The organism is Paenibacillus sp. FSL F4-0236 (assembly GCF_038000135.1).
Taxonomy (GTDB): Bacteria; Bacillota; Bacilli; order Paenibacillales; family Paenibacillaceae; genus Paenibacillus_AQ.
In genome coordinates this window covers 4,398,692-4,423,434 of the sequence record NZ_JBBOBK010000001.1, presented here as the reverse complement: position 1 = coordinate 4,423,434, position 24,743 = coordinate 4,398,692, and the positions used below count along the sequence as shown (strand labels likewise).

Genomic DNA, 24,743 nt, shown 5'->3' with positions numbered 1-24,743 from the left:
ATTTATTCCTCCCCTAAAAATAGCTGAATTAGATGTTTGATTTTCTCGTCTTTAACAGAATAGTTAATTTCCAGTCCATTACGTTCGGTTTCGACAATGCCTAAGGATCTAAGCTTCTGCAAATGCTGGGATACCGTAGATTGTGGAAGGTCTAGACAGTCCTGCATGAAGCTAACGTTGCAGCTGCCTTTTTCAAGCAGACCTTTAATGATACACAAGCGAACGGGATGAGCGATAGCCTTTAAGGTTTCGGCGGTTTGATTATAGGCTTTGAAATTTTTGTCCATGGTTATGAACTCCTCGCTTTACAATATCCTTATATCGTAATATTATGATATAGTGATATTAAAATCAAGTTATTTTTTAAAAAAGAGAAGGAGAGATGCTCGATGTCTTTTAAAATTTCAAAGGAAATTACCCCTCAGCAAGTGGCGGAACGTCTGAAGAATGGAGAGGCTCCTACGCTGCTAGATGTACGCGAACCCGCCGAATGGGTGGAGGGACATGTGATCGGTGCGAAGCATATTCCGCTTGGGCAGCTGTTAATGCGTATAGATGAACTAGATCCTAATGGAGAGACGATTGTAATGTGCCTAAGTGGTGGTCGTAGTGGACTGGCGTGTGAGCTGCTGAGCGAAAAAGGATATAACGTTGTGAATATGATGGGCGGATTAAGCGCTTGGACGGATGATTTTTTGGTACGGGGGTAACAGCATGAACATGATGTTTAGGATCCTACTGAGTATATTAATTGCTTTTAGTATTGTAAGGTTCTTACGTTCCGCTTGGCCAGTCCGTTCACTCTCCTATGTAGAAGCCCGTGACATTCGCGAATTAGCAGATCAATCACTGGACATGAAAATGCTCGATGTTAGAGATGCCGTAGATTATGAGAAGGATAGTATCCGTGGCTCGATAAATATATCGATCGGGCGGTTAGCCTATGTCTGGCAACATTGTCTATCTACTGACGATTCGGTTCTAATCCTTGCTGATAGTTACTATAAAAGAAACAAAGCTGCGAGAATTCTGTATAAACAGGGCTTTCGAAAGTTATATGCGGTAAATGGTGATTTTTTAGGAAGTAAAAGAACACTCTCCGACATTTCGGTGAAAGGTTGTTGTGAAGGATAATGGATTTAAGCTCATTAATGTCCCGTCTCGGATTTGGTAAAAGCGCAAGTGTAAGTGTAAGAACGTTGAAGGTGGCAGAGTTTCGGAGCGAAATGGAGCAATCCAAAAATAGGCTGCTGATCGATGTCCGCGAACCGGATGAATACAAGAGTGGATTTATTCCGGGGGCGAAAAACATCCCGCTATCTCAGTTGGAAAAGCGGCTCGGTGAGATCCCTAAGGATCGGGATGTGTTGCTCTACTGCCGCAGCGGTATGCGAAGCAAAAGTGCAGCGCGGATTCTGAGTAAGCAGGGGTATACTCGGCTTGCACATTTGCAGGGTGGGGTAAGTAGCTGGAATGGGAAGTTGAGTGGACGGTAACTGAACTAATTCCTCTGAACAAACTCTAATAGAGCTAACTCCAAATGAGCTTACTAAAGCTGGCCTTGCTTTAACGCAACGTACTTAAACCAACTAGCTTTTTTGATGGATTAGTTAAATTTTGCTGGATCTAGCATTGAATGTAGAGTGTTTATTGACAGCATCAGAAAGCGAATACTATACTTTTGAGTAATAGGACGAAGCACGTCCCGTACCCATATTGGGTGCGGGATTTTTTTATGCCAAGAAGGAGGGTGACGTATGGGATTTACGGAGGAGCATCGTAAGTGGGTAGAGGATCATATTAGTAGAAGAACGGGAGAACGGCGGGGGTGATTGGAGCGTGGACATGGCCATGGTGAGCGGATGTTTTTGGAGAAGGTATGGTGGCCTATGATGGGGCATTTCAATGACCTTCATCCTGAATATGAAGTATTGGATTGGCGTAGCAAGCCCTACTTTGTTGATTTTGTGTGGAAGCCTGGCCAGGTTAAGTTTGCGTTTGAAGTTAAAGGCTACGGTCCACATGTGCAAAATACAGACCGAACACGCTACAGGCAGGAGCTGAATCGAGAGACCTATCTGCAAATCGCGGGTTATCGGGTCGTGGCGATTCCTTATGATGATCTGGATGCGAGTCCTGAACTTACGATTACTTTGTTAAGACCATTGCTGATGCCGTACCTCGCTGTGACGATGGAGGAGCAGGAGGAGTTTAGCCGACTGGAGCGTGATATTTTGCGGATTGCGGTTCGCACGAATGAGTGCATTCGACCGGTTGATTTGGTGAGGGAGCTTGGGATTGATAAGCGTACGGCTCGAAAAGGACTGAGTGCTCTCAGCCAAAAAGGAAAGTTTTCCCCAATAGTTTCTCAGGAGAGCGGTAGAGTCTGCAAATATGAATATATCCATTCCTTAAAGGATATTCAGTTATGGTAAGGCAATTAAAATACCCCAGATCCCACTCAAAAGGCTGGAACTGAGCAAAAGAGGGGTAGAAATACCCCAGATGCGACCCAAAAGGCTGGAAATGAGCAAAAGAGGGGTAAAAATACCCCAGGTGCGACCCAAAAGGCTGGAATTGAGCAAAAGAGGGGTAAAAATACCCCAGATGCGACCCAAAAGGCTGGAAATGAGCAAAAGAGGGGGAAAAATACCCCAGATCCGACCCAAAAGGCTGGAATTTAGCGAAAGAGGGCCGAGAACGCCCCGTTATCATCCGCATCACTTCACCAAGGGAGACGAGCGAGCGAAGCACCCCATAAATCTCTAATTTTGACCTGATTTTCACTTAGATTGTTAAGGTGTTACTTATTGAGCTAATCTTCTATGATTATGTTGATAGACCAGATTTGTGTTAGACACAGACAACTACCTCGAGAACATATGAAACCGCTATCAACTTGAATCGAAGGAGCGATTATGATGGAAACAGTGACATCTAAATATCCATTTCAACAGATTGATTTACCCTTAAATGACCGAGTGCAGGATTTGATCTCCAGATTAACGCTTGATGAAAAAGTAAGCCTGATCCCCCAGTATCAAGCGGCCATAGAGCGTTTGGGCGTTGGAGCCTATAAGCATGGTACAGAAGCGGCGCACGGAATCTCCTGGCTTGGAAAAGCGACCTCTTTTCCTCAGCCAAGCGGACTGGCTTGTACATGGAACCCAGAGCTAATGAAGGAAATCGGCTCGGCCATTGGAGATGAAGCAAGAGCATTTTACAAAAAGAATCCAACGGTGAATGGCCTGACGTTATGGGCACCAACGGTGGATATGGAGCGTGACCCACGTTGGGGTAGAACGGAAGAAGCTTACGGTGAAGATCCAGAGTTAACTGGACAACTCAGCACATCACTTGTGCAAGGAATCCAAGGCGATCACCCGGTCTATTTGAAAGCGGTCGCAACGCTTAAACACTTCCTAGGGAACAACAACGAGATCGAACGCGGGAATTGTTCCGCCAGCATCGATCCAAGAAATATGCGTGAGTATTATCTGGAAGCATTTAAGCCTGCTTTTCAAGAAGGTGGCGCGCAGTCTATGATGACCGCCTATAACTCGGTGAATGGCGTGCCAGTTATTCTTCATCCGGCAGTGATGGATGTTGTCAAAGGCGAATGGGACATGGACGGTTTTATCGTCAGTGATGCTGGTGATTTATTCGGGATTGTGAAGGATCATAAGTATTATGAATCTTTTGCACAGTCGATGGCGGAATCTATCAAAAACGGGATTGACAGCGTAACAGAAGAAACTGAAGAGACGATCAAGGTTCTTCATGAAGCACTAGACCAAGGCCTACTATCAGAGGAAGATCTGGATCGTGCACTAACTAACACATTTAGAGTTCGTTTCCGTCTGGGAGAGTTTGATCCCGCTGAAGGTAATCCATACGTTGCAATCGACGATTCCGTAATTCTTAGCAAAAAACATGCCGCACTTTCCTTGGAAGCTGCCAAACAATCCATTGTGCTGCTGAAGAATGATCAGGCAACATTGCCACTGAGCAAGACTGAATTAAACAAAGTGGCGATTATTGGTCCACTTGGCGATGAAGCTTTCAGAGACTGGTATTCCGGCACATTACCTTATGGAGTGACCCCGCTGCAGGGTGTTAGCAAAAAGCTGCCTGGTAAACAAGTTACTTTTGAGAGCGGCGCAGATCAAATCATTCTTACCTCAGCTGCAAACGGCCAAGCCATCGGAATCACGGGTGAGGACGGAAGGCTGGCTGTACAACATGACATAGCAGAGCACGGAGAATTGTTCCAACATACCGCTTGGGGCTGGACTAACAATACTCTGAAGGCGACAAGTCGTGGACAGTATGTAACTTTAAGCGAAGCGGAGACACTTACAGCATCTGCTGATGAAATCTACGGGTGGTTTGTAAAAGAATCCCTGAACATCGTCCCGGAAGCTGAGGGTAAAGTCTCTTTGCGGACTTGGAATGACAAATTGATCTCTGTGAATGCTGAGGATGGCACGCTGCAGGTTGCAGATCAGGACGCAAGTGCGGACGCTCGTCTTTTCAAAAAGAACATCGTTACAAACGGACTGGACGCTGCGGTAGAAGCTGCCAAAGCAGCTGAAGTAGTAGTGGTTTTTGTCGGTAATCATCCACTCCTGAACGGAAAAGAAGAAATCGACAGACCTGATATTGTACTTCCGGAGGAGCAGGAGCGCCTGGTCAAAGCAGTCTATGAAGCGAATCCAAATACAGTGGTAGTTATTGTCGGCAGTTATCCGATTTCTTCCACTTGGATTGACGAGAATATCCCGGCAGTATTGTATACATCCCACAGTGGACAAGAGCTTGGTAATGCGGTTGCAGAAGTGTTGTTCGGAGATTACAGTCCTTCTGGTAAGCTGAATATGACTTGGTTCCGTTCTGTGGAGCAGCTGCCTGAGCTGATGGATTATGATATTATCAAAGGTAAAAGAACCTATATGTACTTTGACGGTAAGCCATTGTATCCTTTTGGTCACGGCCTAAGTTATGCTGAAGTGAATTACAAGAATCTAAATTTGAGCACAAAGGAACTGCAGCAAGACGATACGCTTAATATTTCCGTTCAAGTGGATAATACTGGAGCAGTCGATGGGGACGAGGTTGTTCAGTTATATGTGCAAGCTTTGAATTCCCGGGTCAAACGTCCGATTAAACAGTTGAAGGGTTTTGAAAAAGTGAGCATCGCCGCAGGTCAATCGAATACTATAGAGTTTGCATTACCAGTTACAGAGTTAGCATTCTGGGATGTTACACGCGAACAATATTGCGTCGAAAATGGAGAATACGCAATTCTGATCGGCCGTTCTTCTGCTGATATTAAATTATCTTCAGTAGTAACGGTGAAAGGGGACATCATTCCTTCCCGTAATTTATATAACAACACCAAAGCAGAGAACTATGATGACTACGAAGGCGTATATCTGGACGAATGCAAAGCAGGCGGGGCTTCGGTACATCCGGTAAAAGAGGGCGCTTGGATCGCTTTTAATGACGTATTGTTCGATCATGGAGCAGTAGCAATTGAAGCTCTGGTCTCATCTGCAAAAGGTGGCAGCATTGAGATCAGAACAGGAAGCGCAACTGGGAAACTGGTTGGAACCGTAACCGTCCCTTCTGGTGGAGTTCTGCAACAGTGGAGCACAATGAAAGGCGAAGTATCCGTGGAGACGGGTACTAGCGATGTTTATGTAGTTTTTAACGGTGAGGTGCTTCTCAGCCGGTTTCAATTTAATCAATAATAGAGATGACCTTTGATTATGGGTTGGAGTGTGCTATATGGAGTGTTTGGGATGTCGGATTGCTAACGGAATTGAGCCTAACGTAAAAGTAGTATATGAGAATGAATTTATTACTTGTGTGCTAGATATCGCTCCGTTTAACGAAGGACATCTCCTGATCCTTCCTAAAAAGCATTATTGGGATCTCGAAGAAATCGATTCAGAGACTTCCTATGCGATAATGGACGCATCAAAGAAGCTGTCAATCGTCTTGAAGGATCTATTCAAACCGGATGGTATAAGCATTTGCCAAAATGGCGGGAAGTTTAACGACCTGACCCATTATCATATGCACCTCATCCCAAGATACGAAGGCGATGGATTCGCTTGGAGTGAATCAATACACCCGCACGGTGCTGAGAATTTTTTAAGTCACACGCAAGCAAAGATTATTGGTGTTTTAAAAAAGTAACAATCATAAAAAGGGCATTCCTGAAGCAATATCAGGGATGCCCTTTTCCTTTTGTTATAGAGTAACGCTCTAATCACATCCGCCACCGCCACCAGCATCTCCGCCACCGAAATCTCCCCCGCTGCTGTGCCCGCTATCCCCGCCCCAGCTATGACCGCTGTCATGTCCAGAATGGTGATGGGAGTCGCTCCCGTGATGGTGTTGATGGTGATGTTGGTGATTAGAATGATTCGGGTTATTTGGATCCATCAGATGTGGATGACTAGCTGCCATAAAAGACATGCTGGCGGCGTCATCTCGTCTATTTCTCTCAAATCTGTTACTGTTCGAGCTTGAACCATTACGAACTACGGACTGTATGATTATAAATACAATAACTCCAATAAACAGTATCCCAAAGACCATTAGATCGCCCTCCTAGTTGTTCATTATAAGCTGTATTCTCTTAAATTGTACCATAATATTGAATAAATGGATTTGAAGAAATAAAATCAACGCTTATCTTTAACCTCTCTTCATAATTGCTATGAGTTTGTTCTTTTTTATTTAGAAAAGGTTGATTTTATCACCCCGATTTGCTACCATACGATGTAACTTAATAGTTATTGTTTTCTAGGGTTCCGCAGCTGGTGCACAGCTGGTCTGGTCCGAGGGAAAACGCACGAACAGCATTGTTCGTGTCTACACGGAGGGATAAAAGCCCGGGAGGTATCGTTATAAATGACGATGACCTTCCGGGCTTATTTGTTTGTTTCGTGGGCAATTATAAAGTTAGTGAATTGAAGGAGGGCTTGGAATGAAGAACAATTCAGAGTGGTTAAAGGTAGTTGGTGCAGCTGTTTTCGAGGTCATGTGGGTCATCGGCTTAAAACATGCCTCCTCGATGTGGGAGTGGCTGATAACTGTGGTAGCTATAATAATAAGCTTCTATGTGATGATTTCAGCGAGTACCAAATTGCCGGTCGGCACGGTATATTCCGTATTTGTTGGTCTAGGAACTGCAGGTACAGTAGTTGCAGACATGGTTTTATTCGGAGAACCGTTCAAGTTGATGAAGCTGGTTCTAGTGGTTATTTTGCTGGCAGGCGTTATAGGGTTGAAAATGGTGACCAAAGAAGCCGAAGTAAAGGGGGAGTCTTAAATGGCATGGGTATTTCTGGTCGTTGCTGGTTTATTTGAAATGTTTGGAGTAGCTATGATTAATAGGTTGAATAAACACCGGAATTTCCTGTCGTTCGCGCTGCTCTTTCTTGGTTTCGGAGCAAGCTTTCTGTTTCTGTCTTTAGCTATGAAGAGTCTGCCGATGGGAACAGCTTATGCGGTATGGACGGGGATCGGCGCATCCGGCGGAGCGATTCTGGGGATGATATTGTATGGAGAGGCCAAAGACTGGCGCCGGATCGTCTGTATTATTATGATTCTGGGGGCCGCTGTGGGACTAAAGCTGATAGCTTAGTTAGGTATTCATTCTTTACTTTTTCTCTTCAAAAGAGAGATTAGTTATAAATTGGACACGATTCAGATGTTTAGAAAGGTTCTTATAGGTCGTATAAAGTAAGTATACAATACTTCAATAAGGGGATTTTTAATATGACTAAGGATTCAATCGAACATTTGGCTGAAATCGCAAGAATGAACCAATCTAACCGCATGCTGCTTCCAGATGGAACGTCACTTCCCAGAATTGGGCAGGGAACTTGGAATATGGGTGACGACAATTCCCGTAGGGAGGAAGAGATTGCTGCCCTGCGATTAGGCGTGGAGCTAGGCATGGATTTAATAGATACGGCTGAGATGTATGGGGACGGACGCTCGGAGCTTTTAGTAGGTGAGGCTATTCAAGGTATTCGGGATCAAGTTTTCTTGGTGTCAAAAGTCTATCCACATAATGCCGGGAATGAGCACCTTATCCGCAGCTGTGAAGAAAGCTTGAAACGCTTGAATACGGATCATCTGGATCTTTATTTGCTGCATTGGCGGGGAGATATTCCACTAGAAGAGACTGTTGTAGGTATGGAGAAACTAGTCTCTCAAGGAAAAATAGCAAGATGGGGTGTATCCAATTTCGATGTCGACGATATGAAAGAACTGCTTGGTATTGCTGGGGGAACTCATTGTTCAACCAATCAGATTCTATATCATTTAGGGTCCAGAGGAATTGAAACTGAACTGCTGCCATGGCAGAGAAGTCACAAGATCCCGGTAATGGCTTACTCACCGCTTGCTCAAGCTGGTTCACTTCGAAAAGGAGTCATCGAGAGTGAAGTCGTTCAGGAAATCGCCAGTGCACATCAGGCAACTCCGCTTCAGATTATGCTAGCTTGGACGATGCGTGAAGAGGATGTTATTTCTATCCCAAAAGCTTCTTCTCGTAAGCACGTCATTGAGAATGCTGCTGCAGGCTTGATTACGCTAAGTGACGATGAAATTTGGAAGCTGGACGAAGCTTTCCCAATACCTTCTTGGAAAGTACCGCTAGATATGATTTAAATCCGTTTTATTCACATAAAGAGAAGCCCTCAATCACTGTAAAAGTGTTTGAGGGCTTCTTCTGTCATTTCTTGTGCGATTAGCTGTTCTCAATAATTGTCTGTAGTGTAGTCCGGTCAAGGCCTTCTACCAGTTTGATCAGAAGCTCTTTAGCAGCATCGTAGTCATCACTGTGAATCACTGATGAAGCGGTGTGTATGTAGCGGGAGCATATTCCGATTACTGCGGAAGGAACGCCAATTCCACTAACATGAACCTGACCTGCATCTGTTCCGCCTTGGGATACAAAATACTGATATTTGATCCGGTGGGTATCCGCTGTATCTTGTACATATTCAATCAGACCGCGATGTGTAACCATCGTAGGATCAAAAATACGCAAGAGAGCTCCTTTGCCCAGATGGCCAAATGCCTGACTGTCACCAGTCATATCGGCAGCAGCGCTCGCGTCCAGACCGAAGAAGATGTCAGGTGACAGGAGATTAGCCGCAGTACGCGCACCCCGAAGACCTACTTCCTCTTGTACAGTGGCACCAGCGAAAACGGTATTCGGCAGCTTTTTACCGTGCAATGCTTTAACTAGTTCAATGGCGAGACCTACGCCGTAACGGTTGTCCCAAGCTTTCGCCAAGATTTTTTTGGGATTAGCAAGGGGAGTAAAAGGACAAATCGGCAGAACTTGTTGGCCTGGTCTAACGCCAAAGCTTTCTGCTTCTTCACGGCTGTCTGCACCGATATCAATATACATTTTGCTGATTTCGCCAGTCTTACCACGTTCTTCATTGCTTAGCAAATGGATAGGCGTACTGCCAACAACTCCGGTCAGTGTTCCTTTAGGTGTAATGATATGTAGGCGCTGGGATGCAACAGCAGAGGCAAGCCAGCCGCCAAGTGGTTGAAAACGGATCATACCGGTGTTAGTAATTCCAGTTACCATGAAACCTACTTCGTCAAAATGGCCAGCGACCATAATCTTTGGCCCGTTCTCTTCGCCGCGCAGTACGCCGAACAAACTACCGAGACGATCCTGTACGAACTCTTCAGTATAAGGAGTCATAGCATCCTTGACGTAAGCGCGGAGTTCGCGCTCAAATCCTGGGGCTGAGGGAAATTCGGTAAGTGTTTTGAACATGTCCAATGTTTCTTGATTCATATGAATTCACTCCTTTATTAAAATATAAGAACTCATTTATACATCATTCTTATATTTCTACGAGAAACGGATGTTATCCATAATGGACCACATCGTTATTTCTTCCTGCAACCTAGTATGAACATTCTGGGCTCACTTGTCCATGACAAGAGACAATGAACACCGGGCACGAGCTCCACGAATACTATGCATTAGAGGCTTTGGTGGCAGGAGCCTTAGAAAGGATGCGAAGACGAATGAGGGTTGCGGGCAGCGTACCCAAAAGAAGGGTGCAGGGAGGATTGTCAAGTAGGAGCCTACAAGTAAACGGAACGCGCAGACGATACTGGCGCCACAATCCAAGGGAAAGAGAAGCAGTACTTATTTTTGTTCTCTTCTTACTGTTGATTGTTGTGTTACTGTATTTTTCCTGAACTGGAGGGACATAACGAAGCGGAGGATGGCAAACAATAAGGAAAACTTCTAAGCGAAGAAAAACTTAAGGGGCTTAAAAGTGAGTACTATGATGCTTGTCAGCCCCCTTCGCCTAACTTTCAGGAGGTGCCTCAATGCCGGCGAAAACTAAGAAATCGGGTGTCAAGCTGAAGCTTGACACCCTGACTCCACAAGATTACGAGAAATTGTCCAAGTCCTTTGTTCCTGCCAGGCCCGTATTCAAAAACTGCATACGAGCGTTTATTGCTGGCGGCATAATCTGTGTTATTGGACAAGGTGTTCAGGAGGCTTTTATGGCAATTTTCGATATGAGCTCCAAGGAAGCCGCCAGTCCGACAGTCGCGGTGATGATCCTACTCTCTGTAATTCTGACCAGCTTTGGCGTGTACGACAAAATGGCTCAATGGGCTGGTGCAGGAACTGCAGTCCCAGTGACCGGGTTCGCAAACAGTATGTGCTCTGCAGCTCTAGAGCACCGCGCTGAGGGCCTTGTACTTGGTGTAGGCGGCAATATGTTTAAGCTTGCAGGTTCGGTTATCGTATTTGGTGCCGTAGCTGCTTTCATTATTGGTATCGTCTATCTCTTTTTGGGCGTAGACGGGGGTGCACATACATGAAACAGCTTGGTAGTCAGACCTGGGAGTTCACGAACCGTCCCGTTATTTTGGGTTCTTCCGCTGTAGTAGGGCCAGAAGAGGGAGAAGGTCCTTTAGCTTCAGACTTTGATTTTATATTTGATTCGCTGGAAATGGACGAGAAGACATGGGAGAAGGCTGAGCGTGCTCTTTTCGAGAAAGCCTCCCTGCTGGCTCTGATTAATGCAAATATCGATAAAGAAAAGCTGGAGTTTTTTGTCGGCGGAGATTTGATGAACCAGATTATCAGCAGCTCCTTCGCGGCAAGAAAATTAGGTGTGCCTTATCTCGGAGTCTTTGGTGCTTGCTCTACTTCTATGGAGAGCCTTGCGATTGCCTCAATGATCGTTGATTCTGGAGGCGGTAAGTATGCGCTAGCGGGAACATCAAGTCATAACTGTACGGTGGAGAAGCAGTTTCGTTATCCAACGGAATATGGTTCGCAGAAACCCCCAACGGCGCAATATACAGTTACAGGTTCGGGTTGTGCTGTAGTGGGTCAGAATGACGGTTCGGGTAACTATCCAGTCGTGGTTTCGGCCACGCTTGGACGTATTATGGATCTTGGTTTGACAGATCCTTTTAATATGGGGACGGCTATGGCACCTGCGGCGGCGGATACCATTACTGCGCATTTTCGGGATACAGGTCTATCGCCCGGGCACTATGATTTAATTGTTACCGGCGACCTGGCATCCGTAGGGTTACCTATAGCCAAGACCCTATTGGCTAAAGAAGGAATTCCTATGGAGCAAACAACCTTTGACGATTGTGGTTTGCTTATCTACGACTTGGAGAAACAGAAATATGTGATCGCTGGAGGAAGCGGCTGCGGGTGCTCAGCGGTTGTAACCTATGGTCATATCCTTAAGCGGTTAAAAAAAGGTGAACTTAAACGGGTGCTTATAGTGGCAACGGGTGCACTTTTATCACCTTTGTCTTATCAGCAGGGAGAGAGTATTCCATGTGTTGCTCATGCCGTAGCCATAGAGAGTGGAGGTGAAGCATAATGATGATTTACTTATGGGCTTTTCTGATTGGAGGAGCCATTTGCGTTATAGGGCAGCTGATGTTCGATGTATTGAAGCTGACACCTGCACATACGATGAGTACCTTAGTTGTAGCCGGAGCGATTGCTGATGCTTTTGGTATCTACGACCCGCTTGTGAAATTTGCGGGTGCTGGTGCAACCATTCCGATCACAAGTTTTGGGAACTCCTTGGTTCACGGGGCATTAACGGAGCTGGAGCGGGATGGCTGGATCGGTGTAGTTACGGGTATTTTTGATATTACAAGTGCCGGCATCTCGTCAGCTATTGTGTTCTCCTTTTTGGCAGCTTTAGTTGTACGGCCGAAGGGGTAAAGTTGATGCTATATGAAAAGGTTGTCGTCAGAAAAAGACGGCAATCTTTTTTTGTTATTTTTAAATTGTAGGATGTTTCATCTTATGGTTTTTTTTGTATCCTCACTTCGTGATCTTCAACAATGTACTTTGGGTCCTCTAATCATGTAAAATATAAATAATACTGCTTATTCTGGCTAGGAGGATTATATATGCCCGTACGTCAAGAATCGATGCACACCATGAATGCTGTACGCACTAATTTGGAATCCTGCATACTTGGAAAATCATTTGAAATACAATTATTGTTAACCGCTCTGCTTGCTGGTGGTCATGTATTGATCGAGGATGTACCGGGAACAGGAAAAACCCAGCTAATTCGCGCACTATCAAGATCAATGTCCGGTGAATATCGCCGTATTCAGTGTAATCCAGATATACTTCCGAGTGATATTACAGGTGTTTCTGTCTATCATCCTAGGGATGAGATGTTTCATTTCCGGCCTGGTCCGGTGATGACGAATATTTTACTAGCCGATGAAATTAACCGTGCTACTACGAAGACACAATCTGCACTTCTGGAAGTGATGGAGGAACGAAACGTTACCGTAGATGGTGAGACGTATCCACTTCCGCACCCTTTCATGTTATGCGCTACCCAGAATCCGATAGACTTTGAGGGAACCTATACACTGCCTGAAGCCCAATTAGATCGATTCATGCTGAGAATTAGCCTTGGATATCCTGATGCAGCGACGGAGAAAAATTTATTGCTGAGCCATCAGGAAGGCCAACCGGTGGACAGGCTTTCGCCCGTAACAAGCATGGAACAAATTGCAGGGATTCAGGAAGAAATTCGCGACATCTTCATGAGTGATCCTGTGCTGAATTACTTGTTAGATATTGTGCGGCAGACAAGAGAACATCCACTTGTAATGCTGGGTGCAAGTCCACGTGCCTCACTATCCTTTATGATGGCTTGTAAAGCTTATGCCTTTTTGCAAGGACGAGATTACGTTCTGCCTGATGACGTGAAGATCCTTACTCCATTTGCCTTGGGTCATCGAATATTGCTGCGTCCAGAGTCGCGCCTAGATAATATTAGCGTAGAATCTTTGCTTCAAAAGCTTCTGCAGAGCATTCATGTGCCTGTTACGATGAGGCAATGATATGAGACGTTATTTGTCGTCGGTGGCAGCCATCATTCAGCCCTCTAAGCTTGCAAGCATCCTTGTAATTTGGAGTATTACACTCTTATATGTACTTTTTCAGGGCGGGAAAACAGCATTTATGTTGTTTATCATGGTCTCTGTACTTATTGCATATTTGATTGCTGGAGGTTTAGGAGGCGTTCGGCGAGCTAAGGGCACTCGCAGTCTTTATTCTGAACAAGACAAGGGAGATTTGCTCTCTGCCGGAGGGCATCTTCGTGTAAAACTAAAGGTTACAATCCCTGGGATTTTGCCCTTGCCTTACGTTGTTGTAAGGGAAGTTCTTAAGCGGCATAATGGAGAATCGTGGGTATTTGAAGAAAGTGTGATCCCAAGCCTCAGAGGCATTGGGGAACTAAAGTTTCAGACACCAGCCTTAGAGCGTGGAACATACACATTCGCTAATACGGATATTATCAGCCAAGATATATTTGGGCTTGTCGAGCATAAGGGAACATTTTTATCGGAAGGACAATTTCAGGTTTTGCCTCGTGCGATCTACGTTCCGCGCTGGCAGTTATATGAGAGAAAATCTCGGCTATCTGGGCCGCAGACATCCGTTGTTCAATCTCGGCGTGAAACCACACAGATTAATGGCGTCCGTGACTATGTATATGGTGATCGCTTGACGCGAATTCACTGGAACGCTACTGCTAAGACAGGCTCTTGGAAATCCAAAGAGTTTGAGCATGAGTCGATTCCCAAAACCATTTTAGTCCTTGATGGAAGCACATCAGCTTATATGAATACGAATCAATTCGAACTAGCAGTTTCAGTGACGGCATCACTACTCGGCTTCGGCATTCGGGAGAGAATTGGAATTGGACTGTGTTGTTTGGATAAGACGACGAAGGTGTTCGCACCAGTTGAAGGTGCTGCTGAGCGTCAGAAGATGATTCAATATTTAATCGATCTAAACGCTGAGGGACGCGGTCCGCTTATCTCCCGATTGGAAAAAGGATACCGTATGTTTCCTAAAGGCTCTTACTTCGTGTTAATTAGTCCACAGCGTGGACAGCCTGTACTTGATGCACTACGTTGGGCTGACAGCAGAGGAATGACTGCTTCTCACATTCATGTGCGAAATTCGGCAGAGGTAAATAGAGGTAACGATTGGATAGACGTCCTTAGATCTCGTGGAATAACCGGTTATGGTATTAGCTCGCTTCAAGAGCTTCCCTCAGTGTTAGGAGGGGAAGGATGATATGAGAACCTGGTGGAATCAGATAAAATTCTCTTGGCACCGTTCCGTCGGCCTATTTTGGCTATTGATTATTGCACAGCAGTGGATTTCTTATACGGAACCCATCTGGTTAAATCAAACCACTGCTTCTGTATGGGCTGCCCTATTAACGATCACCGTCATTGAGATTTTTATCCCTGTTAAAGTTCAATTCAGACTGATTATGGAAGCAGTAGCTATTATCTATATCGTTTATCGCATCATTTCTAATTACGGAATTTATGTTCCTGATCCATGGGCTACAACCCTTCTGGATAAGCTCCAAGATATTAGTGTGTATATGGTGCCGTATATCTGGTTTGCTCTTGGTGCCTCTGCCTTGCTGTTGCTATCGTCTTGGTGGGTATCCTCTAAGAAGCGTATCTTATGGTTTATAGGAATGAACATTGTAGCGCTGGCTGCGCTTGATTCCTTTACATCTATTGTATTGTGGCAGGAAGTGGCTTGGACGGTATTTGCGGGTATGGGATGGCTTGTCAGCCAGCACCTGAGAAGTTTTCAGCTACATTATCCGCGTGGATGGGTACATTTGCTGGAATATCCCTCGAAAATAGTCATGAATATCGCAATCGTCTTCTCTCTGGTTATTTTAATCGGTGTGAATATGCCGGATGTAAGGCCTACTTTGACGGATCCTTATACAGCGTGGCAAGAGTGGAATGGAATTGGGAAATCTTCTGGTAAGAGCACAACTGGAACAACGAATTCCAATACGGGCTCAGGTTCCTCTGTTAACAATACTTCGTCTGGCTATAGTCTGAATGATGACAACCTGGGCGGGGGCTTTAACTTCGATTATACCCCGGTGATGACAGTGGTTTCAGATTTGCGTGTTTATATGCGAGGAGAAACACGCAGAATCTATTCTGGAAGTGGATGGTCGGATAAGGATCGATTGAAGCGAGGACCTATAGAAGAGGTGGAGACGGGGAAATCCTTGGAGCAAAGTGTGGCTTCTAAGGTCACTACCCGCACATTGAAACAGACGGTTAAAGTGCTTAACAATAATGAATTTCCAGTGTTATTCGGTGCTTATTCTGTAACTTCGGTGGATTCATTGAATGGTGAGGCAGCCGGGAAAGGTCTTTTCTGGAGAGACCGTGATAGTGAGCTTCTATGGGATATGGATAAGAAGAAACTAGACTATCCTTCGACCTTCGAGCTGACTTCTGAAGTTCCCGTCATTCCTGTTCAGGAATTGACAGCAAAGACCTATGAGGAGCTATACAAAGGTAATGATCTGGAGGAAAGCTTCCTTCAGCTGCCTGATGACTTCCCTCAACGGGTTCAAGATCTGGCCGAGGAAATTACAGCACAAGGAAAAACACCGTATGAAAAAACAGCACTTTTGCAACAATACTTACAACAAACCTTTCCATATACCAACAAGCCGGATATAGCACGTGTTTCAAGTGAGGATTTTGTAGATGGATTTTTGTTCGAGCTGAAGGAAGGTTACTGTGATTATTATTCTACGGCACTAGTCACTATGGCACGTTCCCTAAACATCCCTGCAAGATGGGTTAAGGGTTATGCACCTGGAGAACAGCCAGAAATGCCTATGAATCTGGCGCAGCAGGTGGGTGCGGCAAATAATAATTACACGATTACCAATGCAGATGCCCATTCCTGGGCTGAGGTCTATTTTGGTGAGTATGGTTGGATTCCTGTTGAAGCTACACCGGGGTTTAATGCTCCTCTCCTGACTAAGAATGAGCAAATACCTGAGACAGACCCGGAAGATCAAGATGAAATGGCAGAACCAACACCTGCACCTGTGACTAATGCACAAGCAGATCAAGGCTTCCATGTGGGTTTATGGGTAATTTTGGTGGCAGTGGTTGTATTATTATCCTGGACTATTTTTAAAGTTTGGCATATTCGCTTTAAGCTTCGCTTCTTCGTTCAACAGATGCGAATGGGCCGGCCTTTAACGCCTGATCAGAAAGTTGTGGCTGAAACTGAGCGTTGGGTAAGGTATTTGCATCGTAAGGGAATGATGAAGGAAGAGCATGAAACATTGCGTGAAGCCGTAGTCCGCTGGAGTCAGGAACGACCTGCTGTGGCCAATCATCTTTCTTCACTGCTAACGATGTTTGAACAAGCGAAGTATAGCCCTGATGTTATTGAAGACAAAGACTGGCAGAGCGTGTATACTGAAGCTTTGCGGCTGCGGAGAACGATAAGATCCAAGAAATAGCGTTTATGCAGTAAATCATTGCTATAGATTTATTTGCGTAGCGCATGGAGTATGTTATAGTTTTTTGTATGAAATCGAGGTGAACGTATTGTTTGAAATGTTAGTTCCCAAACTCCGGGTGAATACGGTATTCGATATTTCTCTAGAAGAGCTGTATCGGCAGGGATACCGTGGAATCATTACGGATCTGGATAACACACTGGTCGGTGCCAAAGCGCCTGTGGCTACTCCGGAGCTGTTGTTATGGTTTGAGAAGGTGAAGGAAGTGGGCTTTAAGCTCATCATCGTATCCAATAACAACATGGAACGGGTGTCACGCTTTGCTACACCGCTTAATATTGAATTTGTGCATCAGGCTCGTAAACCGAGTAATGCTCCTTTTCTCAAAGCGATGAAGCAGATGGAGTTGCCACCGGAGCAGACGATTGTGGTGGGAGACCAAATGCTTACAGATGTATACGGCGGCAATCGGCTTGGCCTGTATACCGTATTGGTGCTGCCAATCTCCGTTAAGGATGAAGGGTTCGGCACAAGATTTAATCGTCGGGTAGAGCGAGTTGCTCTGACACGGCTTCGTAAAAAAGGATTGTGGCACGAGGAGGAAAAATAGTAATGAACGAACAAAGTGAAACACAGCGTCCTGAGAAGTGTAGCGGTTGTGGTATCAAGCTTCAGACGGAGCATAAGGATCAACCAGGATACCTTCCGGAAGTCGCACTAGATCGGGACCCTGTGATTTGCCAACGCTGTTTCCGGATTAAGAATTATAATGAGGCTTCATCTGTTTCTGTGAACCAGGATGAATTTCTTCGCTTGCTGAGTGGAGTAGGGGAGAAGAATGCACTTGTTATTCATATTGTTGACATTTTCGATTTTGAAGGCAGTTTGATTTCCGGCCTTCAGCGGTTTGTCGGTAATAACCCAGTTATTCTTGCAGTGAATAAATGTGATCTGCTGCCTAAGGTTACGAACTGGAATAAACTGCGTAACTGGATGCAACAACGCTGTAAAGAAGAAGGATTGCGGACAGCTGAAATCGTACTTTGTAGTGCGAAACGTAATCAAGGCTTTGACCGTTTACTTGAAGCCGTAACAGAACTGCGTGGTGGGCGTGATGTTTATGTAGTCGGTGCTACGAATGTAGGGAAATCCACGCTTATCAACCGTTTGATTTCGGACTATAGTGATTTGGAGCAGGAGTTAACCACCTCGCGTTACCCTGGTACAACACTCGATACGGTCAAAATCCCACTAGATGATGGCCACTATATTATAGATACGCCAGGAATCGTGTATCCATGGCGTTATAGTGAACTAGTTGAGCGTCAGGATCTGGATGCAGTTATGCCAGCCAATCCGTTGAAGCCTGCTGTCTATCAGTTGAATGAAGGACAGACGCTATTTTTCGGTGGACTGGGACGTTTTGATTTCGTACAAGGTCCGCATCAATCGTTCACTTGCTTTATTAGTGGTACTTTAAAAATCCATCGCACCAAACTGGAACGTGCAGATTCCCTTTATGCGGACCATCGTGGTGAAATGTTGTCTCCTCCAGGAAGTGACCGGATGGACAAGTTGCCACCATGGCAACGGCATGAGTTCCGAATTAATAAAGGCAGTCGGAGCGATCTATATATTTCAGGTTTGGGCTGGATTAAGGTCAACGGGACAGAAGGCGCAGTCGTGGCTATCCACGTTCCGCGTGGTGTGAAGGTGCTTACCCGCCCTTCGATGATCTAACGGGGAGGCTATTACAGTGTCTTTGATAACTGCAACCGAGGGCTACAATACCGGGAATATTTTACTGGGCGTAATGGGAGATCCTATTATACAATCAAAATCTCCTATTATGCATGAAGCAGCACTGCAAGCACTGGGAATTCCGGGTGCTTATGTGCCGCTTCATATCCTTCCAGAGAATCTGGAGGATGCGGTGCAAGCGATTCGCACGCTTGGATTCCGTGGGGTAAATGTGACGATTCCGCATAAGGTTGCGGTGATGGCTTATGTGGATCTATTAGATGAAAGTGCGGTAGCCGTTGGTGCAGTCAATACGATTGTTAATAATAACGGGATACTCACCGGATATAATACGGATGGAATCGGTTATGTACGTTCGCTTAAAGCGGAAGCCATTTCTGATTTGTCAGGTACGAAGATAATGGTGATTGGAGCCGGTGGAGCAGCAAGAGGAATTGTTGCCGCACTGCTTCAGGAGAAGCCTTCTTCTATCCTTATCGCTAATCGCAGTGTTGATAAGGCACAGGACTTGGCTGCAGAATGCCAGAGTAAAGGGAATGTGATCGGGATTAGCATGAACGAAGTAGCGGAAACGTTAGATGGTGTTGATGTACTGATCAATACAACCTCCGTAGGAATGTATCCTCATATGGATGAGACACCGATAGATCCTGAACTGCTTCGTGCAGGGATGGTCGTAAGTGATCTGATTTATAATCCACTGCGCACGCGTCTATTGTTAGAAGGACTTGAACGAGGCTGTACGATTCATGGAGGCCTCGGGATGTTTGTCTATCAGGGAGCCTATGCACTGGAATATTGGACAGGGCAGCCTGCTCCTACGGAAATCATGCGACAGACCATACTCCATTGTCTGGGTGGAAAAGAGTAAGAAATGGATTCATCAATTTAGGGTAATAATATATGTTAATTAAGGAGTTATTCATTTATGTTAACTGGTAAACAAACACGGTATCTTCGTTCATTGGCGCATCACCTCGATCCTATTTTTCAAGTGGGCAAAGGTGGAGTAAACGATCACCTCGTACGCCACATTGAAGAAGCTATTGAGAAGCGTGAGCTTATGAAGATTAGTATACTGAGCAACAATATTGAGAATCCCAAGGAAATCGGTGCTGCATTGGCCGAACAATCGGGTTCTGAGCTTGTACAAGTGATCGGAAAGACCATTGTCCTTTACAAGGAATCGCGTGATAACAAAACTATTGAGCTGCCACGCTAATACCTGAAAGCATACTACTGAGGAGGTCGTCCTCTTGAAAGTTGGAATTATGGGAGGTACCTTTGATCCTCTTCATATTGGTCATATGATGGCAGCGGAAGCAGCTAGAGAAACTTATGGACTTCAAGAAGTATGGTTTATGCCTTCACATATTCCGCCTCATAAACATGAGGCAGGGGTATCTGGAGCAGATCGGCTGGCAATGGTGCAGGAAGCGATACACAATCATGAAGCTTTTCGCACATTAGATTGGGAAGTTGTCAGAGGTGGCGTTTCCTATACGTATGAGACCATAAGACGGCTGCAAGAGGCGTATCCGCATTTCGATCTTTATTTCATCATCGGAGCGGATATGGTCCAGTATTTACCGAAATGGAACGAGATTGAAGAGCTTGTGCAGCGGCTTACATTTATCGGCGTAGGTCGTCCGGGAACACCTCTTGATCTAGACGCATTGCCAACTTATATAGCAGAAAAGGTACTGCTAGCAGATATGCCTCTGGTTGATATTTCGTCAACGATGTTAAGAGAACGGGCTGCAACTGGAAAATCCATTCGTTATATGGTACCTGAGGCAGTGTTCGATTATGTTCAAAGGAGTGGATTGTATGGCATACAGCCGCGAAGCTCTGATTGAGGCGGTCTCGACACAAATGCCTGCTAAACGCTGGAAGCATACACTGGGCGTCATGGAGTCATCCATTCAACTAGCGGAGCAATATGGCGCTGATCCTGAGCGTGCGGAGACAGCGGCAATTCTTCATGATGTGGCCAAGTATTGGCCTGTGGAGAGAATGAAGGAGATTATCGAGCAGAATCATCTGAACTTGAATCTTCTGAAGCATGACAAGCAGCTGTGGCATTCAGAAGTAGGTGCCTTTGTAGCAGAGCACGATTATGGGATCACAGATCCAGATATTCTGAATGCGATCCGTTTTCACACCTCAGGTCGTGAAGACATGAGTTTACTTGAGAAAATTGTCTGTCTCGCCGACTATATCGAGCCTGGCCGAGATTTTCCAGGGGTTGATAAGATACGTAAGCTGGCTAAAGTAAGTTTGGAAGAAGGACTAGTCGCTGGATTTGATTCTACGATTAGTTTGCTACTGGAAAAACGCCGAGTGATCTTTCCGTTAACGGTATTGGCGCGTAATGATTTAGTTAGAATATTGGAGGATAAAATATGAGTGTACAACCAAGCAAGCTGTTAGAACTGGCCCTTAAGGCTGTGGAAGATAAAAAAGCAATGAACGTAGTGGCATTAGATCTGCGTACTGTTTCACCGATTAGTGATTACTTTGTTGTATGTCACGGTAATTCGGATACCCAAGTTCAGTCCATCGCCACCGAAGTCCGCAAAGTGGTCCATGAAGCAGGCGGAGTAATTAAGGGGATCGAAGGAATGGATTCAGCACGCTGGGTGCTGATGGATCTTGGAGATGTTATTGTTCATATTTTCCACCGCGATGAACGTGAATACTACAATATTGAGCGTCTGTGGTCGGATGCGAAGGTAGTGGAGACTGTATGAGCCTGATTGCAGGAACTACAGTTACACTTAATGTAGTAAGAGAGGTATCCCCATACGGATTTTTCCTGAATGCAGGAGATCAGGATGTTATGCTGCATTATACTGAGCTTACCGAGAAGGTTAAGACAGGCGATAAAGTTGAAGTCTTTATCTTCTTCGATACCGAGGATCGTCTAGCAGCAACGATGAAGAAACCGTTTCTGACATTGGGCGAAATGGCCTTATTGGAAGTGGCTGATATCCATCCGCGTCTAGGTTGCTTCTTGGAAATGGGTCTCGGACGGCAGCTGCTGCTGCCCATTCGTGAGCTTCCAGAGCTTCCAGAGCTGCGCCCTCAGATCGGCGACTATGTGTATGCGATTATGGAGCATGATAAACAGGGGCGTCTTCGTGCTAAATTAGCTGGAGAACAGGAACTAGCTCCGCTAGCTCTTCCTGCGCCTGAATCCTGGATGGGACAGACTGTGACAGCCCGGGTGTACAAACCGCTGCAGATGGGGACTTTTGTTCTTGTAGATGCTGGGGTTTTAGGCTTTGGTATTATCGGTATGGTCCATTCCTCTGAACGGAGTCGTCTACTACGTCTTGGAGAGCAGTTCGAAGCACGTGTCTCCCATATTCGCGAGGATGGTCGTGTTAACCTTTCTATGGGTCTCCGTAAAGAAGTAGGCATGGATGTAGACTCTGCCACGATTTTGGAATTCTTGCATGCCCGTCCGGGTGGAGCGATGCCTTATTCGGATGCTACACCACCGGATATTATCAAGCAGCGTTTCGGAATTAGCAAATCAGCCTTTAAGCGTGCGCTTGGAAAGCTGATGAAGGAAGGCCATATTACCCAAAAAGAGAATTGGACGTATCTTGCTCCTAAGGAAGAGGAAGGTTCAACCGAGGGAAATGAAGAAACAACCCAATAATTAAAAATATAAAAGACCTTGTGGGGACGCCTAGAGCGTTTAGGCTTGATGGGTCAATAATAGAATCATATTAAATGTTGTAATAGAAAGCGGTGTACTAGTGTCTTCCTATGGGAAATTTGCTTATGTATACGATGAGCTCATGGCAGATATGCCGTATCCTGATTGGATCTCCTTTGCTGAAACCGCATGGAGCAAATACGGTAAGCCTGTAACCGTGGCTGAGCTTGGCTGCGGCACCGGGAGTATCACTATTCCTTTGGCGGGTTCAGGGTATCATATGACCGGAATCGATCTATCTTCAGATATGCTCTCAGTGGCACAGCGCAAAATGGAAGAGCATCCCCAGGGACGGCGTTTCTTGCGCGAAGGTAGTGTTCGTTGGATTAGACAAAACATGAAGGAATGGGAGCTTCCAGAGCTTGTGGATTCTGTGATTTCTTTCTGTGATTGTCTGAATTATGTGCTGGAAGAAGACGATATCAGAGCTGTCTTTGCTAGTACCTTTGCAGGAATAAAGCAAGGCGGCACCTTTCTGTTCGATGTACATCATCCAAACACACTGATCCGTTATGAAGAAGAGCAGCCCTTTATTCTGGACGAACCATCGGTGTCTTATATTTGGACTTGTGAGATGGATGTTCCTCGCCGCGAAATAGAACATCATCTGTCCATTTTCGCTCGCGAAGAGGGACGGAGTGATGTATATCGCCGTTTCGAAGAGACGCATATTCAGCGTGCCTACGATCCCCAGTGGATGAAGGATGAACTGCTTAAGGCTGGATTTAGTGCTGTGAAGACTTACGCCGATTTCGAGTGGATAGAGGCGGATGATGATGCGGAACGTTTATTTTATATTGCTATAAAATAAATATTCAACATACTAAGAGGGGCTGTCCCAAAAGCTATGAAAATAGCTGATGGGACAGCCCTTCTTTTTATGAGTTTGGTGTGGTTCCTGCTATTGAAAACGAGAGGCTAAAAATAAGCAAATAACGTCATCTGAGTCCGTATGCTTCGGGTATGAAGAAGTAGCTGTAATTGCGCCAATATGTATATCTAAAAAACCGGGTAGTGTTTATGCCACCCGGCATCTTCCAATCCTTACCGATGCTCAAACAGATCAATGGCACCCAATACGACATGAGCCAGACCAAATCCAAGTACGCCTGTTGCTGCCATCTTATACTTGCTTCCAAGAAAAGCGGCGCTAGAAGCGGTTACGACGGTTCCAAGAACAGCGGGAATTAGACCTTCACGCATTCGAAACACTCCTTCTCGGTGGTTTGGGAGACAAGGTTATTATGAGTCAAACTCAAAAAAATATACAAAGAAAAAGAAGACCTTAGACCAGTTATTGCTGGTTCTAAGGTCTTTTTGTTTAGGGAATGTTTTACTCTGATAAGGTAACGGCAGTACGAGAAGCGCCAATTTCAACTTCATGAACATCATATAGTACACGCGCCAGTAAGTCCTGGCTATAGTTGCCGAAATGTTTGCCGTAAATGGTGAGCCCGCGTTTGTTTACAGGCTTGTCCGTTACGGCTATCCGGAAAGTAAGCTCGCTCTTGTAATCAAGCTGAATATCATCCAGGGTCACGTCAGAAATCCGGCAACCGTCAATAAAACTACCTTCATTATTGATACGGATCAGTTTGAGCATACCATATTGGTTTAAATGTGGAGGCCACCAGTCTGGATTAAACGTTCCACGCGTGTCTCCGAAATCTCCAGGACTAGTCCAGTAGCCGATTTCAATTCCATTTAAGTAGAAATAAAGATCGGAGGGATAGTTATCGTTAGATCCAGGGGCCTCAGAGCCAATCTCCATCGAGAATTGGATTTCGCGGAACGTTTGATTAGCTTTAAGATAGTTCGGAATTCTATACTCGAGAAAGCCTTCAGCCATCCAAATGATCTCGGATTCAATCCGCTGAGGATCAGCGAAATAACGGGGTTCGTCGAAGTCGCCGATAATGCTGTCTTTGGTAGCAAGTCCGCAGGTCGGAACAGCCTGATAGTTGCTATAATGTCCTACTTGGATTTCTACTTCGTAGAGATTATCAACATCCTTGCTGCGAAGATCAACAATAAGCTTATCCTTATTTAAATAGCAGACCTTCTGAATACCGTGTTTACCCACGGATGTGTTTATCTCGATGAGACCGCTTTCTTCTAACTTTTTAATATGCATCGTGATTGCGCCATTGCTGAGGTTCAGCTTCTTGGCAATTTCATTCAGATTCAGTGCTTGATTGGTAGCTAAAAGTTCGAGTATGAGGATTCTGATTTCAGAACTAAGCGCCTTGAATATTTCAAGACCACTCATTAAATCTTTAATATAGATCATTTTATCAATACCTTCTTCCACATGGTCATAAATGAATACTGTTTTATGA

At 45.2% G+C, this 24,743-nt stretch carries 29 protein-coding genes and 1 riboswitch; of the genes, 24 read left to right on the top strand and 5 right to left on the bottom strand.

The genetic code is table 11. From position 1 onward, the window contains the following. Positions 1–2: 2 nt before the first annotated feature. Complete coding sequence (locus NSQ29_RS19890; RefSeq protein ID WP_036675735.1) at positions 3–287, bottom strand: ArsR/SmtB family transcription factor; 285 nt, start codon at positions 285–287, stop codon at positions 3–5. 102 nt (positions 288–389) lie between these two features. Here NSQ29_RS19890 and NSQ29_RS19885 point away from each other — a divergent pair, with 102 nt between their 5' ends. The 6 genes from NSQ29_RS19885 to NSQ29_RS19860 all read left to right on the top strand — a co-directional run bounded on the left by NSQ29_RS19885 (position 390) and on the right by NSQ29_RS19860 (position 6,204). Beyond that, a complete protein-coding gene (locus NSQ29_RS19885; protein ID WP_341125897.1) occupies positions 390–710 on the top strand; it encodes a rhodanese-like domain-containing protein in 321 nt (106 codons plus the stop codon). Between the two features lie 4 nt (positions 711–714). After that, positions 715–1,134, top strand: a complete 420-nt coding sequence (locus NSQ29_RS19880) for a rhodanese-like domain-containing protein (RefSeq protein ID WP_341125896.1) — start codon at positions 715–717, stop codon at positions 1,132–1,134. 17 nt (positions 1,135–1,151) lie between these two features. Further along, positions 1,152–1,496: a rhodanese-like domain-containing protein gene (locus tag NSQ29_RS19875; RefSeq protein ID WP_341125895.1), complete on the top strand. Its 345-nt coding sequence runs from the start codon at positions 1,152–1,154 to the stop codon at positions 1,494–1,496. Between the two features lie 336 nt (positions 1,497–1,832). Continuing rightward, positions 1,833–2,435, top strand: a complete 603-nt coding sequence (locus NSQ29_RS19870) for a hypothetical protein (protein WP_341125894.1) — start codon at positions 1,833–1,835, stop codon at positions 2,433–2,435. A gap of 486 nt (positions 2,436–2,921) precedes the next feature. Beyond that, the gene (locus NSQ29_RS19865; RefSeq protein ID WP_341126792.1) at positions 2,922–5,753 is read left to right on the top strand and encodes a glycoside hydrolase family 3 protein; all 2,832 of its coding nucleotides are present in this window, start codon (positions 2,922–2,924) and stop codon (positions 5,751–5,753) included. A 37-nt stretch (positions 5,754–5,790) separates the two neighbouring features. Further along, positions 5,791–6,204 carry an HIT family protein gene (locus NSQ29_RS19860; protein ID WP_341125893.1) on the top strand — a complete coding sequence of 138 codons (414 nt, stop codon included), beginning with the start codon at positions 5,791–5,793 and terminating at the stop codon, positions 6,202–6,204. Positions 6,205–6,273: 69 nt separating this feature from the next. On the opposite strand, the gene NSQ29_RS19855 is transcribed toward NSQ29_RS19860, so the two are convergent. Next, positions 6,274–6,609 (bottom strand): hypothetical protein, encoded by a 336-nt coding sequence (locus NSQ29_RS19855; RefSeq protein WP_076284323.1) that lies wholly within the window; start codon positions 6,607–6,609, stop codon positions 6,274–6,276. Positions 6,610–6,805: 196 nt separating this feature from the next. Next, positions 6,806–6,914: riboswitch (guanidine-I (ykkC/yxkD leader) on the top strand. Positions 6,915–7,000: 86 nt separating this feature from the next. On the opposite strand from NSQ29_RS19855, the gene NSQ29_RS19850 reads away from it, so the two are divergent. From NSQ29_RS19850 to NSQ29_RS19840, 3 genes are all read left to right on the top strand, one after another. Next, the gene (locus NSQ29_RS19850; RefSeq protein ID WP_339801695.1) at positions 7,001–7,345 is read left to right on the top strand and encodes a DMT family transporter; all 345 of its coding nucleotides are present in this window, start codon (positions 7,001–7,003) and stop codon (positions 7,343–7,345) included. Beyond that, the gene (locus NSQ29_RS19845; protein WP_042125359.1) at positions 7,346–7,660 is read left to right on the top strand and encodes a DMT family transporter; all 315 of its coding nucleotides are present in this window, start codon (positions 7,346–7,348) and stop codon (positions 7,658–7,660) included. Between the two features lie 134 nt (positions 7,661–7,794). Next, on the top strand, positions 7,795–8,694 hold the full coding sequence (locus tag NSQ29_RS19840) for an aldo/keto reductase (protein WP_339801699.1): 900 nt from the start codon (positions 7,795–7,797) through the stop codon (positions 8,692–8,694). A gap of 79 nt (positions 8,695–8,773) precedes the next feature. Here NSQ29_RS19840 and NSQ29_RS19835 read toward each other — a convergent pair whose 3' ends face one another. After that, positions 8,774–9,847 (bottom strand): M42 family metallopeptidase, encoded by a 1,074-nt coding sequence (locus NSQ29_RS19835; protein WP_042185952.1) that lies wholly within the window; start codon positions 9,845–9,847, stop codon positions 8,774–8,776. 548 nt (positions 9,848–10,395) lie between these two features. On the opposite strand from NSQ29_RS19835, the gene spoVAC reads away from it, so the two are divergent. The 15 genes from spoVAC to NSQ29_RS19760 all read left to right on the top strand — a co-directional run bounded on the left by spoVAC (position 10,396) and on the right by NSQ29_RS19760 (position 23,215). Beyond that, positions 10,396–10,899, top strand: a complete 504-nt coding sequence (spoVAC, locus tag NSQ29_RS19830) for a stage V sporulation protein AC (protein WP_341125892.1) — start codon at positions 10,396–10,398, stop codon at positions 10,897–10,899. Then, complete coding sequence (spoVAD, locus tag NSQ29_RS19825; protein WP_076284319.1) at positions 10,896–11,927, top strand: stage V sporulation protein AD; 1,032 nt, start codon at positions 10,896–10,898, stop codon at positions 11,925–11,927. Before spoVAC ends, spoVAD begins: the two co-directional genes overlap by 4 nt. A gap of 2 nt (positions 11,928–11,929) precedes the next feature. Then, positions 11,930–12,280, top strand: a complete 351-nt coding sequence (spoVAE, locus tag NSQ29_RS19820) for a stage V sporulation protein AE (protein WP_036675923.1) — start codon at positions 11,930–11,932, stop codon at positions 12,278–12,280. Between the two features lie 191 nt (positions 12,281–12,471). Continuing rightward, positions 12,472–13,428, top strand: coding sequence for an AAA family ATPase (locus NSQ29_RS19815; RefSeq protein WP_076284318.1), 957 nt, complete (start codon positions 12,472–12,474; stop codon positions 13,426–13,428). Between the two features lies 1 nt (position 13,429). Next, the gene (locus NSQ29_RS19810) at positions 13,430–14,674 is read left to right on the top strand and encodes a DUF58 domain-containing protein (protein ID WP_340968114.1); all 1,245 of its coding nucleotides are present in this window, start codon (positions 13,430–13,432) and stop codon (positions 14,672–14,674) included. 1 nt (position 14,675) lies between these two features. Continuing rightward, positions 14,676–16,913, top strand: coding sequence for a DUF4129 domain-containing transglutaminase family protein (locus tag NSQ29_RS19805; protein ID WP_339269654.1), 2,238 nt, complete (start codon positions 14,676–14,678; stop codon positions 16,911–16,913). An 88-nt stretch (positions 16,914–17,001) separates the two neighbouring features. Continuing rightward, on the top strand, positions 17,002–17,523 hold the full coding sequence (locus tag NSQ29_RS19800) for a YqeG family HAD IIIA-type phosphatase (protein WP_042193454.1): 522 nt from the start codon (positions 17,002–17,004) through the stop codon (positions 17,521–17,523). 2 nt (positions 17,524–17,525) lie between these two features. Beyond that, a complete protein-coding gene (gene yqeH / locus NSQ29_RS19795) occupies positions 17,526–18,653 on the top strand; it encodes a ribosome biogenesis GTPase YqeH (RefSeq protein WP_234540168.1) in 1,128 nt (375 codons plus the stop codon). Positions 18,654–18,669: 16 nt separating this feature from the next. Then, positions 18,670–19,545, top strand: a complete 876-nt coding sequence (gene aroE / locus NSQ29_RS19790) for a shikimate dehydrogenase (RefSeq protein ID WP_339269659.1) — start codon at positions 18,670–18,672, stop codon at positions 19,543–19,545. A gap of 57 nt (positions 19,546–19,602) precedes the next feature. Continuing rightward, complete coding sequence (gene yhbY / locus NSQ29_RS19785) at positions 19,603–19,896, top strand: ribosome assembly RNA-binding protein YhbY (protein WP_042185967.1); 294 nt, start codon at positions 19,603–19,605, stop codon at positions 19,894–19,896. Positions 19,897–19,930: 34 nt separating this feature from the next. Then, positions 19,931–20,533: a nicotinate-nucleotide adenylyltransferase gene (locus NSQ29_RS19780; RefSeq protein WP_042185968.1), complete on the top strand. Its 603-nt coding sequence runs from the start codon at positions 19,931–19,933 to the stop codon at positions 20,531–20,533. Further along, on the top strand, positions 20,505–21,083 hold the full coding sequence (yqeK, locus tag NSQ29_RS19775) for a bis(5'-nucleosyl)-tetraphosphatase (symmetrical) YqeK (RefSeq protein ID WP_341125891.1): 579 nt from the start codon (positions 20,505–20,507) through the stop codon (positions 21,081–21,083). Before NSQ29_RS19780 ends, yqeK begins: the two co-directional genes overlap by 29 nt. Then, positions 21,080–21,427, top strand: a complete 348-nt coding sequence (gene rsfS, locus NSQ29_RS19770) for a ribosome silencing factor (protein WP_042185972.1) — start codon at positions 21,080–21,082, stop codon at positions 21,425–21,427. Before yqeK ends, rsfS begins: the two co-directional genes overlap by 4 nt. Next, positions 21,424–22,344: a CvfB family protein gene (locus tag NSQ29_RS19765; protein WP_341125890.1), complete on the top strand. Its 921-nt coding sequence runs from the start codon at positions 21,424–21,426 to the stop codon at positions 22,342–22,344. The genes rsfS and NSQ29_RS19765 overlap by 4 nt, the downstream gene beginning before the upstream one ends. A 100-nt stretch (positions 22,345–22,444) precedes the next feature. Then, on the top strand, positions 22,445–23,215 hold the full coding sequence (locus tag NSQ29_RS19760) for a class I SAM-dependent DNA methyltransferase (protein ID WP_341125889.1): 771 nt from the start codon (positions 22,445–22,447) through the stop codon (positions 23,213–23,215). Positions 23,216–23,448: 233 nt separating this feature from the next. Here the strand turns inward: NSQ29_RS19760 and NSQ29_RS19755 are convergent, their stop codons facing one another. Further along, entirely contained in the window at positions 23,449–23,607 is a 159-nt protein-coding gene (locus tag NSQ29_RS19755) for a hypothetical protein (protein ID WP_036675694.1), read from the bottom strand. A 130-nt stretch (positions 23,608–23,737) separates the two neighbouring features. Then, positions 23,738–24,694 carry an ArsR/SmtB family transcription factor gene (locus tag NSQ29_RS19750; protein ID WP_042131966.1) on the bottom strand — a complete coding sequence of 319 codons (957 nt, stop codon included), beginning with the start codon at positions 24,692–24,694 and terminating at the stop codon, positions 23,738–23,740. Between the last annotated feature and the right edge of the window lie 49 nt (positions 24,695–24,743).

Bases quoted from the DNA above. Each gene is read 5' to 3' on its own strand.
- yqeH (WP_234540168.1), top strand. From the start codon at position 17,526: ATGAACGAACAAAGTGAAACACAGCGTCCTGAGAAGTGTAGCGGTTGT.
- NSQ29_RS19850 (WP_339801695.1), top strand. From the start codon at position 7,001: ATGAAGAACAATTCAGAGTGGTTAAAGGTAGTTGGTGCAGCTGTTTTC.
- NSQ29_RS19865 (WP_341126792.1), top strand. From the start codon at position 2,922: ATGGAAACAGTGACATCTAAATATCCATTTCAACAGATTGATTTACCC.
- NSQ29_RS19765 (WP_341125890.1), top strand. From the start codon at position 21,424: ATGAGCCTGATTGCAGGAACTACAGTTACACTTAATGTAGTAAGAGAG.
- NSQ29_RS19835 (WP_042185952.1), bottom strand. From the start codon at position 9,847: ATGAATCAAGAAACATTGGACATGTTCAAAACACTTACCGAATTTCCC.
- spoVAD (WP_076284319.1), top strand. From the start codon at position 10,896: ATGAAACAGCTTGGTAGTCAGACCTGGGAGTTCACGAACCGTCCCGTT.
- rsfS (WP_042185972.1), top strand. From the start codon at position 21,080: ATGAGTGTACAACCAAGCAAGCTGTTAGAACTGGCCCTTAAGGCTGTG.
- NSQ29_RS19815 (WP_076284318.1), top strand. From the start codon at position 12,472: ATGCCCGTACGTCAAGAATCGATGCACACCATGAATGCTGTACGCACT.
- NSQ29_RS19885 (WP_341125897.1), top strand. From the start codon at position 390: ATGTCTTTTAAAATTTCAAAGGAAATTACCCCTCAGCAAGTGGCGGAA.
- NSQ29_RS19875 (WP_341125895.1), top strand. From the start codon at position 1,152: ATGTCCCGTCTCGGATTTGGTAAAAGCGCAAGTGTAAGTGTAAGAACG.
- NSQ29_RS19855 (WP_076284323.1), bottom strand. From the start codon at position 6,609: ATGGTCTTTGGGATACTGTTTATTGGAGTTATTGTATTTATAATCATA.
- NSQ29_RS19750 (WP_042131966.1), bottom strand. From the start codon at position 24,694: ATGATCTATATTAAAGATTTAATGAGTGGTCTTGAAATATTCAAGGCG.
- NSQ29_RS19860 (WP_341125893.1), top strand. From the start codon at position 5,791: ATGGAGTGTTTGGGATGTCGGATTGCTAACGGAATTGAGCCTAACGTA.
- spoVAE (WP_036675923.1), top strand. From the start codon at position 11,930: ATGATTTACTTATGGGCTTTTCTGATTGGAGGAGCCATTTGCGTTATA.
- yhbY (WP_042185967.1), top strand. From the start codon at position 19,603: ATGTTAACTGGTAAACAAACACGGTATCTTCGTTCATTGGCGCATCAC.
- spoVAC (WP_341125892.1), top strand. From the start codon at position 10,396: ATGCCGGCGAAAACTAAGAAATCGGGTGTCAAGCTGAAGCTTGACACC.
- NSQ29_RS19805 (WP_339269654.1), top strand. From the start codon at position 14,676: ATGAGAACCTGGTGGAATCAGATAAAATTCTCTTGGCACCGTTCCGTC.
- NSQ29_RS19845 (WP_042125359.1), top strand. From the start codon at position 7,346: ATGGCATGGGTATTTCTGGTCGTTGCTGGTTTATTTGAAATGTTTGGA.
- NSQ29_RS19880 (WP_341125896.1), top strand. From the start codon at position 715: ATGAACATGATGTTTAGGATCCTACTGAGTATATTAATTGCTTTTAGT.
- NSQ29_RS19890 (WP_036675735.1), bottom strand. From the start codon at position 287: ATGGACAAAAATTTCAAAGCCTATAATCAAACCGCCGAAACCTTAAAG.
- NSQ29_RS19755 (WP_036675694.1), bottom strand. From the start codon at position 23,607: ATGCGTGAAGGTCTAATTCCCGCTGTTCTTGGAACCGTCGTAACCGCT.
- NSQ29_RS19840 (WP_339801699.1), top strand. From the start codon at position 7,795: ATGACTAAGGATTCAATCGAACATTTGGCTGAAATCGCAAGAATGAAC.
- NSQ29_RS19810 (WP_340968114.1), top strand. From the start codon at position 13,430: ATGAGACGTTATTTGTCGTCGGTGGCAGCCATCATTCAGCCCTCTAAG.
- yqeK (WP_341125891.1), top strand. From the start codon at position 20,505: ATGGCATACAGCCGCGAAGCTCTGATTGAGGCGGTCTCGACACAAATG.